Source organism: Streptococcus sp. HMSC063B03 (genome assembly GCF_001836965.1).
GTDB classification, from domain to species: Bacteria; Bacillota; Bacilli; order Lactobacillales; family Streptococcaceae; genus Streptococcus; species Streptococcus pneumoniae_F.
This window is the reverse complement of the sequence record NZ_KV831051.1, coordinates 48,105-59,014: the sequence shown is the minus strand read 5'-3', so window position 1 is coordinate 59,014 and position 10,910 is coordinate 48,105. Positions and strand designations below refer to the sequence as shown.

Annotated in this window: 6 protein-coding genes; 3 read left to right on the top strand and 3 right to left on the bottom strand. The window is 41.9% G+C overall.

Annotated elements, in window-relative coordinates; all coding sequences use genetic code 11:
* From HMPREF2628_RS11130 to HMPREF2628_RS07375, 3 genes are all read right to left on the bottom strand, one after another.
* On the bottom strand, positions 1–4,207 hold a 4,207-nt coding region (locus HMPREF2628_RS11130), incomplete at its 3' end, for an accessory Sec-dependent serine-rich glycoprotein adhesin (protein WP_257375291.1).
* Between the two features lie 913 nt (positions 4,208–5,120).
* Positions 5,121–6,665, bottom strand: coding sequence for a peptide chain release factor 3 (locus HMPREF2628_RS07380; RefSeq protein WP_001025437.1), 1,545 nt, complete (start codon positions 6,663–6,665; stop codon positions 5,121–5,123).
* A gap of 143 nt (positions 6,666–6,808) precedes the next feature.
* Complete coding sequence (locus HMPREF2628_RS07375; RefSeq protein WP_070842781.1) at positions 6,809–7,501, bottom strand: YwaF family protein; 693 nt, start codon at positions 7,499–7,501, stop codon at positions 6,809–6,811.
* A 165-nt stretch (positions 7,502–7,666) separates the two neighbouring features.
* Between HMPREF2628_RS07375 and gatC the strand changes: the two genes are divergently transcribed.
* From gatC to gatB, 3 genes are read left to right on the top strand one after another with little or no spacing between them, the layout of a single operon-like run.
* Complete coding sequence (gene gatC, locus HMPREF2628_RS07370; protein WP_000705419.1) at positions 7,667–7,969, top strand: Asp-tRNA(Asn)/Glu-tRNA(Gln) amidotransferase subunit GatC; 303 nt, start codon at positions 7,667–7,669, stop codon at positions 7,967–7,969.
* A complete protein-coding gene (gene gatA, locus HMPREF2628_RS07365) occupies positions 7,969–9,435 on the top strand; it encodes an Asp-tRNA(Asn)/Glu-tRNA(Gln) amidotransferase subunit GatA (protein WP_070842780.1) in 1,467 nt (488 codons plus the stop codon). The genes gatC and gatA overlap by 1 nt, the downstream gene beginning before the upstream one ends.
* Complete coding sequence (gene gatB, locus HMPREF2628_RS07360) at positions 9,435–10,880, top strand: Asp-tRNA(Asn)/Glu-tRNA(Gln) amidotransferase subunit GatB (protein ID WP_061590535.1); 1,446 nt, start codon at positions 9,435–9,437, stop codon at positions 10,878–10,880. Before gatA ends, gatB begins: the two co-directional genes overlap by 1 nt.
* Positions 10,881–10,910 lie beyond the last annotated feature (30 nt).

The following is a 10,910-nucleotide window of genomic DNA, read 5'->3' as shown; positions in this document are numbered from 1 at the left end:
CACTTGTTGACGCTGAAGCTGAAGCTACCGCACTGGTTGACGCTGAAGCTGAGGCTACCGCACTGGTTGACGCTGAAGCACTTGCTACTGCGCTTGTAGAGGCTGAAGCTGAGGCTACCGCACTTGTTGAAGCCGATGCTGAGGCACTTTGACTTGCACTTGTCGACGCAGACACTGATGCACGGTAATCAGAGTCAGATATATCTGGCGTTACCGTATTCACCGTTCCATCTTTATAAGTGATGGTCACCGTTCCATTTTCTGCAATAGAATAACTACTGATACGATTTGCAGTCTCTGGATTTGCTGTTTTCACAGCTGCCAAGATTTCATCTTTCTCACGCTGATCCAGAGCGTTTGGATGTTTAACTTGGAAGACTCTTGACGGCTTCACACCAGGGAATCTTTCATTCAATTTACCTTGAGCAACTACTACTGTCGGAGTGCGTGCTTCGTTATCAGACAAGTCTACAACTTTGGTTCCGAGATTCCATTTATTTTTATCATCATATTTCTGATTAGCATTATAAGAAGCTGTATACTCTAAAGTAGCAGGAGCATTCGTTGGTGTATTCTTAAATCCTGGCGCACCATCATTCGAAGAATATCCATCTTGGAATATTCTAGTTTTATCAGAAATACCATCATAAAGCTTCAGTTCTTTGATTTTGCCACTATTATCTGAACCTTTTAAGACAACTTTAACTTCATCTCCGGCAAAAATCTCGTATCCACTCGTGCCAGGACGGACATTATTTTTCGGAGAAAGCTTTTCCCACTTTTTAGTCTTATCATTCTTGACATAGATTTCAAATTCAGGATTTGGAGCTACATTTTCTTTAGTAATGGTCTTAGTAGTTGTGGCAGAAGTAAGGGTCTCTGTTCCTCCAGCAGGAGTCCTTACAACTTTCTCTTGTTTAACCGTTACATTTCCTGTAGGTAAGAGTCCATTATTGCCGTCGTATGCTTTTTTCAGATCAGCAGGTTCAAAGGTAACGCTTGATTCGTTGTCCTTCGCTTTTTTCTCGAACGTATAGCCTGCTAAAGTCAAGGTTACAAGAGCTCCAGGTGTCACATTCGTTACAACAATTGAACGATTTGGCAAACCACCTTTTTCATTCACTGAATCAGCTGCAATTTCAGGGGCTTGTGGCTTTACTTTCACAGTAACGGGGACATTCTGTTTAACTCTGACCCCTGTTGAATCTGCAGGTAGTTCTACTTCTACTTCCTTAGTAAAGGTTCCTACCTCAGTGAGTGACGGTGCACCATTGACCCATTTGTAATTAGTGTTTGCTGCATTAAACTCTGGGCTTCCAGATACTTTTGTAACCGCTTCTTTAGGATTTGCCACTGCTTGTTTATAAGCTGGCTCATCTGTTTTATTCTGTGTGAAAGTATAAGAACGATTTGATTCAAACTTATAGACATCATGGACAACATTAACTGTATGACTTAGTTTATTAGAGTCATTTTCCCCCATACGACCTACCGGATAGGTAAAGGTCACTTGGTAGGTATTTCTTCCTGTCTCATTTGTATTGATAGGCGAGCTAGAAACTACTTGACCATCTTTACTCCAAGCTTGGCTTGCACCACTTGGATATCCAGCCGTCCCCTCTTTATCAACATAATTATGCCAAACTGTTCCCTTATGAGGCTGCGTTCCTTGAATATCATTTACTGGACCTTTAGGCTTAATTGTCGCCAGAACTTCATAATCTACAGTAACATCTTCACTGCCACCATTAGGATATTCGATGTGGGCAATAGCTTGTTTAGAGCCTGTCTCTAACGTACTAATTCCTGCCCCTTGTTTCCAAGTGATATTTGTTCCAGTAGGGAATGCTTTACCGTTAGCACGCTGGATAAAGTTACTTGCATCCGCCAAGTCACCAGCCTGCTCACCAATATAGGTATAGACTTTAGGGACTTTAGCAATTGGATTGTATTTTTCTAAGGCAGCATTGATAGTACTTGTGGTACCATCACGATAGGTCACTGTGATCGTACCATTTGTTGAGACTTCTATTTTAGCTCTAGTACCTGGGAAGGTTGAAACGGTACCATTTGCGTCCGAATTTACGTTTGGCTGGATTCCTGTCTTAGCGAGGTCTTGATTAGCTAGTAAATCACGTTTATTGGTTGCATTATTAATAAAGTTATTATAAACTTCTGCAATTTCTTGCTGTGTTAAATGCTCCAAATCCTTAACTTGAACAACATCTCCACTTTGAACATCATGACGCTCGTTGAATCCTTTGATGGTATAGGTAACAGTCGCTTCAGATGTTTTATTACCCCAGTCTATCGCCCAAACACGATATGTATAGGTTTTACCTACTTCAGCGGACGCTTCACCGTTACCTACAGTACCGGCTATAGCAGATGGGATATTTTCAAATTCTCGCCTTTGATTTATCCATGGAGTTTCCTTATTTCTAGGATTAGACGGATTATATTTAGGATTCGGTCTATTTATCTCTTCTCCAATCTTAGCCCCACCATAAGTAACACCAGGAATCGCTTCACCACCATTTGGCCTATACAAGCGAAGGCTTGATCCCTTCTTTAATATAGAAATTTTTTGATTAATCGAGTCATCATTATAAACATCAAAATGGTTTCCTGGAAGAATCTCAAAGCCTGGTCCACTTTTCTCTGTTTCAGGTTTTGGCGTTGGTCTTGATGGATTGTATCCTGTCGGAATACTTGCTGATTGAACTCTAGAGGCATTCCCTTGAGTATGTTGCCCGATAGGGGCTGAGCTAACCTGAACCTGCATATCTGCAGTCGCAGTCGGCACATTGTTATCGTATTTAACTTTGACTACAATCGTACCGTTTAAGTTTCTATTTTGTCCATGTCTGTAATTATAAACAATTTCGGAACCCTGAGTGAAGGGTTTTTCCATAGAGTAGCCGTTAAATGTTGCACTTTGGACATGGCCTCCTCGGCCGACATTTATCCTAACACCTACATTGCTCAAAGCACTATCAGCCTGAACATTCATAGTGTAGGTCGCGATACCAGTAGCCTTATCAAAAGTAGGTTCAGGACTACTTACCGTCATACGACTGTCATTCTGAGAAGGAGCCCAACTTGCACGAAGGGAAGCATCACGCAACATGGCTTGACCATTACGGGCATCGCGCGCACCTGATTGCGCTCTTAAAACAGCATTGACAATAGAATTACGAGCCAAGGTAGCTTTTTGCACCACCTCTGTCCAGTCACTCGTTGGATCTGCCAAAGCTTTTTCAATAGCTGTCACTGCTGCATTTACCTTAGTAATTGCAGAATCAGTGTTTGGTAAACCAGTAGCCTTCGCTAAGTATTCACCCATTTCAGCTGAAAGCTTGGTTAACTTCTTACGATTTTCTTCATTTTTCTTTACAGAAGCTTCTACAGATGACAAGGTTGCAGCTGTCGCTCCCACTAAACTTGTTGTATCTGAATTCGTTTTAACAGCATTTGACTCAATAGTAGCAGGCTTCAAAATTGATGAATCAATCTTGTCAACCTTTGATTCATTTTGAGTCGATGCTTTCTTCTCATCTTGAATTTCAGATACAGTTTTTTCTGAAGAAGCTCCTACAGATGTTGACACGCTACTTGTTTGGCTAGCAGATTGACTCAAACTAGTTGACATACTTGCAGAATCTGAAGCACTAGCGCTGGCTGAAGATGATGTGCTAGCTGAGGCACTAACTGACGTACTAGCGGAAGCACTTGCTGAGGTGCTGGCTGAAGTACTAGCCGAGGTGCTAGTAGAAGCTGATTCTGAAATCGAAGCACTTTCGCTTATAGAAGTAGACAAGCTAGCAGAATTTTCCGAGTTACTTAGAGATGTCGTACCCAAAACTACTGTATCATTTGTAACCAAAAGATCTGGATTTTCCAGTGTTTTTTCCACGGCTACTGTTTCATTTGCAAATACTTTTGTTTGAGTAGCAACACTACCACCTAAAACAGCTCCTGTGGCAGCAAGCCCCTTGATAATATCCAAACCTGTAATAGAAGAATTTACTTTATCCTCTACTACTTCTGTCATGACTTGCGTCGTATCTACACCACCACGCAAGACCTTGAACAAACCAAAAAGAGAGGTTGAAGCGCGCAACCAATGTTTTCCTGATTTGATTAACTTATACCGCGTCACTCGATCGGTTTCTCTATACTCACCTTTTTGACGTCTAAAAAACATGTTTTACCCTTTCCCTACATACCAAAAGTGGACAATCCACCCTATTTTAATCATACCTTTAAAGTATACTTTAAATGCAAACGCTTGTCAAGAAATTTGATATATTTTTATATAATATTACTATTCAAATATTTTGAAATATCGAACCATTTATAAGTTCTCTAACAACATCTAATACCTTTGTATAAAAAGCCTCAAATAACTTTTTAAAATATATATAACTAAATGTATTTTAGTAGTAAAAAGTATATAACGTTCGGATTTTCAACATATTATATAAACAAAATATAAAAACTTGACTATTCATGTTTCATTGATAAATTCATAATGTAATGCAAAACATACTATCGAAGTACATCTTGTGACAATAGATTTTCATAAAAAATTGCTTCGAATCAACTCGATTCTCCCTGTAACTCCTATCAAAAATGCCCACAATTAGATTATAATCATGGGCATTCTATTGATGTTTTTTCTAGTTAGCTAGGCCATTATCTCCCCGTTACGACAGAAAAGCCCACGAATCGATACCATTCGTGGATTTTTCCTAGTAAAGCATTTAGGTAAACCGATTGTTACACTACGACACGGAGTTTGGCAAATCGATTCCATTTGTAAAACTCAGTTAGTGAGGCAGTTAGCTAGACTACTTCCTACCAGTTACGACGTAAAGTTTTACGAATCGACAATATTCGTAAAACTTTACTAGTGGAGCGCCTAGCCAAGTTCCATAGAAACTTGGCGTTAGTTACTTAGATTGTTATACAATCAAATACATTTACTGAACTACGACACGGAGTTTGGCAAATCGATTTCATTTGTCAAACGTAGTTAGTAAGGCAGTTAGCTAGTTCGCCAAATAGCGACTAGCGTCCAACAATTAGGAACTTTAGTTCCAATTGTTGGTACTGAGTTACATCTTCTCTTCCAACTCTACATCTGGATACTTGTCCGCAAACCAGCGGAGGGCAAAGTCATTTTCAAAGAGGAAGACTGGTTGGTCAAAACGGTCTTTAGCCAAGATATTTCGGCTTGATGACATCCGTTCATCCAAGTCCTCAGGCTTGATCCAACGAACGGTCTTTTTACCCATTGGGCTCATAACTACTTCAGCGTTGTACTCACCTTCCATACGATGCTTAAAGACTTCAAACTGGAGTTGACCAACAGCACCCAGCATATACTCGCCTGTTTGGTAATTCTTATAAAGCTGAATGGCTCCTTCTTGCACCAATTGCTCAATTCCCTTGTGGAAGGATTTTTGCTTCATGACATTCTTAGCGGAAACTTTCATGAAAATTTCAGGTGTAAAAGTTGGCAGTGGTTCAAATTCAAACTTGTTTTTGCCAACAGTCAATGTATCCCCAACCTGATAAGTACCTGTATCATAAACCCCGATGATATCACCCGCCACGGCATTGGTTACATTCTCACGACTTTCCGCCATAAACTGGGTAACATTAGACAATTTAGCCCCCTTACCAGTACGAGGCAGATTGACACTCATCCCACGCTCAAATTCACCCGATACAATACGAACAAAGGCAATACGGTCACGGTGTCGAGGATCCATGTTGGCTTGGATTTTAAAGACAAATCCTGAGAAATCCTTGTCATAAGGATCCACAATTTCACCATCTGTTTTCTTGTGACCATGTGGTTCTGGAGCAAACTTGAGGAAAGTCTCAAGGAAGGTCTGCACACCAAAGTTAGTAAGGGCTGAGCCGAAGAAGACAGGTGTCAATTCTCCAGCAAGGATTGCTTCCTCTGAAAACTCATTTCCAGCTTCATTTAAAAGCTCAATATCATCTTTGACTTGCTCGTAGAAAGGATTGCTACCAAAAAGCTTGTCCCCATCTTCTAGACTGGCAAAACGCTCATCCCCTTTATAAAGTTCCAAGCGTTGGTTATAAAGGTCATACAAGCCTTCAAAGGCTTTCCCCATACCGATTGGCCAGTTCATCGGATAACTTGCAATACCCAAGACTTCTTCCAATTCTTGCAAGAGATCCAAAGGCTCACGACCGTCACGGTCCAGCTTGTTCATAAAGGTAAAGACGGGAATGCCACGGTGTTTTACAACTTCAAACAATTTCTTAGTTTGGGCCTCGATACCCTTGGCAGAGTCCACAACCATGACCGCAGCATCCACCGCCATCAAGGTCCGATAGGTATCTTCTGAGAAGTCCTCGTGCCCTGGTGTGTCGAGGATATTGACGCGCTTACCATCGTAGTCAAACTGCATCACAGATGAAGTCACCGAAATCCCACGTTGCTTCTCGATATCCATCCAGTCAGACTTGGCAAACGTCCCTGTTTTCTTCCCTTTTACGGTACCAGCCTCACGAATCTCGCCCCCAAAGTAGAGCAACTGCTCAGTAATAGTAGTTTTCCCCGCGTCCGGGTGGGAGATGATGGCAAAGGTACGACGTTTCTTAATTTCTTCTTGAATATTCATAAGTTCTCTTTCTTTGATTCTCTATTTTTCTTGTTTCAATAGCTAAGAATGATTTCTACATTGGATTTTACCATTCCTTTCAACACTCCATTATATCGGATTTTGAGTAGTTTTTCAATTGCTCATCCGACGAAAAAAGTTAGCTAGAGCACTGATTTCACCTGGTTTCTCTTTTTCCACCGTTTTTTGAACAAGATATCAAAAAGAACCAGAGCCAGTGAAAGGATGACGGACACAAGTAGGTACTTTAGCCACAGGGGGGCATCAGGAATAAAAGGTGTCTTATTTAAAAAGCCATAATTCCCACCAGTCACCTGATTAACCCCAACTAGAAAGAGATTGAGGATAAAGGTATAGACTACAATCATATACTTCTTGAGTAGGCTCTTGTCATAGTGATTCATCAAGTAGACCAAGGAATTCACTAGAAGGGCATAGTGCCCAATCAAAAATGAAAAACTGGTAATATGGGGGAAGTCATAGGGGTCAAAAACTGGGTAAACTAGTGCAAAGACAGCTCCACTTGCTCCTAAGAGGGCAAAGTACTGCTTACTTTTCCATTTATCAGGCAATAAAACCACAGCAAACATAGCTAAACGGCAATGATAAAATGGGAGACTATTAGAAAAGGGAATCCCAAAACCAACATACCAACTATAGAGTGCTAGCAACTGGAGGATCTGAATCCCCTTAAACAAGTATACAAATTTCGGATTTTTGTGATAAGCAAGTGCCCCATAAATACAAAGCATTAAGACCAGCATCATAACCCCATACCAAAAAAGTGAAATGGGAGGAGGGACTGTCTGAGTTCTGGTGATAAATTGATGGAGCATGTTTCTATCCTAACTCTTATTTTTTCTTTTTTCTAGTTTAACTATTATAGCGAATTAAAAACGATTTTTCAATTTCTATTTCTTTTCAGTTTGGCTCCCTTATTTATAGGAAAATATGGTAAAATAGAACAGACTCAAAATCATCATTTCACGAAAGGATGCAAGATGAAAATTACGCAAGAAGAGGTAACACACGTTGCCAATCTTTCAAAATTAAGATTCTCTGAAGAAGAAACTGCTGCCTTTGCAACTACCTTGTCTAAGATTGTTGACATGGTTGAATTACTGGGCGAAGTAGACACAACTGGTGTCGCACCTACTACGACCATGGCTGACCGCAAGACTGTACTCCGCCCTGATGTGGCCGAAGAAGGAACAGACCGTGATCGCTTGTTTAAAAACGTACCTGAAAAAGATAACTACTATATCAAGGTACCAGCTATCCTAGACGATGGAGGAGATGCCTAATGACTTTTAACAATAAAACCATTGAAGACTTGCACAATCTCCTTGTCTCTAAGGAAATTTCTGCAACAGAATTAACCCAAGCTACGCTTGAAGATATCAAGTCTCGCGAGACAGCTATCAACGCTTTTGTTACCATAGCTGAGGAGCAGGCTCTTGCTCAAGCTAAAACCATTGATGAAGCTGGAATTGACGCTGATAACATCCTTTCAGGAATTCCACTTGCTGTTAAGGATAATATCTCTACAGACGGTATCCTCACAACTGCTGCCTCAAAAATGCTCTACAACTACGAGCCTATCTTTGATGCGACAGCTGTGTCAAATGCTAAATCAAAAGGTATGATTGTCGTCGGGAAAACTAACATGGACGAATTTGCCATGGGTGGTTCAGGTGAGACTTCGCACTATGGTGCCACTAAAAATGCTTGGGATCAAAGCAAGGTTCCTGGTGGCTCGTCTAGTGGTTCTGCCGCAGCTGTAGCGTCAGGGCAAGTCCGTTTGTCACTTGGTTCTGATACGGGTGGCTCTATCCGCCAACCTGCTGCCTTCAACGGGATTGTTGGTCTCAAACCAACTTACGGAACAGTTTCACGTTTCGGTCTCATTGCCTTTGGTAGCTCATTAGACCAGATTGGACCTTTTGCTCCTACTGTTAAGGAAAACGCCCTCTTGCTCAATGCGATTGCCAGCGAAGATGCCAAAGACTCTACTTCTTCTCCTGTCCGCATTGCCGACTTTACTTCAAAAATCGGCCAAGACATCAAGGGCATGAAAATCGCTTTACCTAAAGAATACCTTGGTGAAGGGATTGACCCAGAGGTTAAGGAAACTATCCTGAATGCCGCTAAACACTTCGAGAAACTCGGTGCCATCGTCGAAGAAGTCAGCCTTCCTCACTCTAAATACGGAGTTGCCGTATACTACATCATCGCTTCATCTGAAGCTTCATCAAACTTGCAACGTTTTGATGGTATCCGTTACGGCTATCGTGCAGATGATGCAACCAACCTTGATGAAATCTATGTAAACAGCCGTAGCCAAGGTTTTGGTGAAGAAGTGAAACGTCGTATCATGCTAGGTACATTCAGTCTTTCATCAGGTTACTACGATGCTTACTACAAGAAGGCTGGTCAGGTCCGTACCCTCATCATCCAAGATTTCGAAAAAGTCTTCGCGGATTACGACTTGATTTTGGGACCAACTGCACCAAGTGTTGCTTATGACTTGGACTCACTTAACCACGACCCAGTTGCCATGTACTTAGCTGACCTCTTGACCATCCCAGTCAACCTGGCAGGTCTCCCAGGAATTTCGATTCCAGCTGGATTCTCTCAAGGTCTACCTGTCGGTCTACAATTGATTGGTCCTAAGTACTCAGAAGTAACCATTTACCAAGCTGCTGCTGCCTTTGAAGCAACAACAGACTACCACAAACAACAACCCGTGATTTTTGGAGGTGACAACTAATGAACTTTGAAACAGTCATTGGACTTGAAGTCCACGTAGAGCTCAACACCAATTCAAAAATCTTCTCACCTACTTCTGCCCACTTTGGAAATGACCAAAATGCCAATACAAATGTGATTGACTGGTCTTTCCCAGGAGTTCTGCCAGTTCTCAATAAAGGTGTTGTCGATGCCGGTATCAAGGCAGCTCTTGCCCTCAACATGGACATCCACAAAAAGATGCACTTTGACCGCAAGAACTACTTCTACCCTGATAATCCCAAAGCCTACCAAATTTCTCAGTTTGATGAGCCAATCGGCTATAATGGCTGGATTGAAGTGGAACTAGAAGACGGTACAACTAAGAAAATCGGTATCGAACGTGCCCACCTAGAGGAAGACGCTGGTAAAAACACCCATGGTACAGATGGCTACTCTTATGTTGACCTCAACCGCCAAGGGGTGCCATTGATTGAGATTGTATCTGAAGCTGACATGCGTTCTCCTGAAGAAGCCTACGCTTACCTAACTGCCCTCAAGGAAGTTATCCAGTATGCTGGTATTTCTGACGTTAAGATGGAAGAAGGTTCTATGCGTGTGGATGCCAATATCTCCCTTCGCCCTTATGGTCAAGAAAAATTCGGTACCAAAACTGAGTTGAAGAACCTCAACTCCTTCTCAAACGTTCGCAAAGGTCTTGAATACGAAGTTCAACGTCAAGCTGAAATCCTTCGCTCAGGTGGTCAAATCCGCCAAGAAACACGCCGCTACGATGAAGCCAACAAGGCAACTATCCTCATGCGTGTCAAGGAAGGTGCTGCAGACTACCGCTACTTCCCAGAACCAGACCTACCACTCTTTGAAATCTCCGACGAGTGGATTGAGGAAATGCGGACTGAGTTGCCAGAGTTTCCAAAAGAACGCCGTGCGCGTTATGTATCTGACCTTGGCTTGTCAGACTACGATGCTAGCCAGTTGACTGCAAATAAAGTCACTTCTGACTTCTTTGAAAAAGCTGTTGCTCTCGGTGGTGATGCCAAGCAAGTCTCTAACTGGCTCCAAGGCGAAGTCGCTCAGTTCTTAAACTCTGAAGGCAAGACACTGGAACAAATCGAATTGACACCAGAAAACTTGGTTGAAATGATTGCCATCATCGAAGACGGCACGATTTCTTCTAAGATTGCCAAGAAAGTCTTTGTCCACCTAGCTAAAAATGGCGGTGGCGCGCGTGAATACGTGGAAAAAGCAGGTATGGTTCAAATCTCAGATCCAGCTGTCTTGATTCCAATTATCCACCAAGTCTTTGCCGATAACGAAGCCGCAGTTGCCGACTTCAAGTCAGGCAAACGGAATGCAGACAAAGCCTTTACAGGATTCCTGATGAAAGCAACCAAAGGCCAAGCCAACCCACAAGTGGCCCTTAAACTCCTTGCCCAGGAATTAGCGAAGTTGAAAGAAGATGAATAACAAACTTTTTATATACCTTTTTCTATTTTA

Excerpts from the sequence above, each read along its gene's own strand:
- gatA (WP_070842780.1), top strand. The coding sequence starts at position 7,969 with ATGACTTTTAACAATAAAACCATTGAAGACTTGCACAATCTCCTTGTC.
- gatC (WP_000705419.1), top strand. The coding sequence starts at position 7,667 with ATGAAAATTACGCAAGAAGAGGTAACACACGTTGCCAATCTTTCAAAA.
- HMPREF2628_RS07380 (WP_001025437.1), bottom strand. The coding sequence starts at position 6,665 with ATGAATATTCAAGAAGAAATTAAGAAACGTCGTACCTTTGCCATCATC.
- HMPREF2628_RS07375 (WP_070842781.1), bottom strand. The coding sequence starts at position 7,501 with ATGCTCCATCAATTTATCACCAGAACTCAGACAGTCCCTCCTCCCATT.
- gatB (WP_061590535.1), top strand. The coding sequence starts at position 9,435 with ATGAACTTTGAAACAGTCATTGGACTTGAAGTCCACGTAGAGCTCAAC.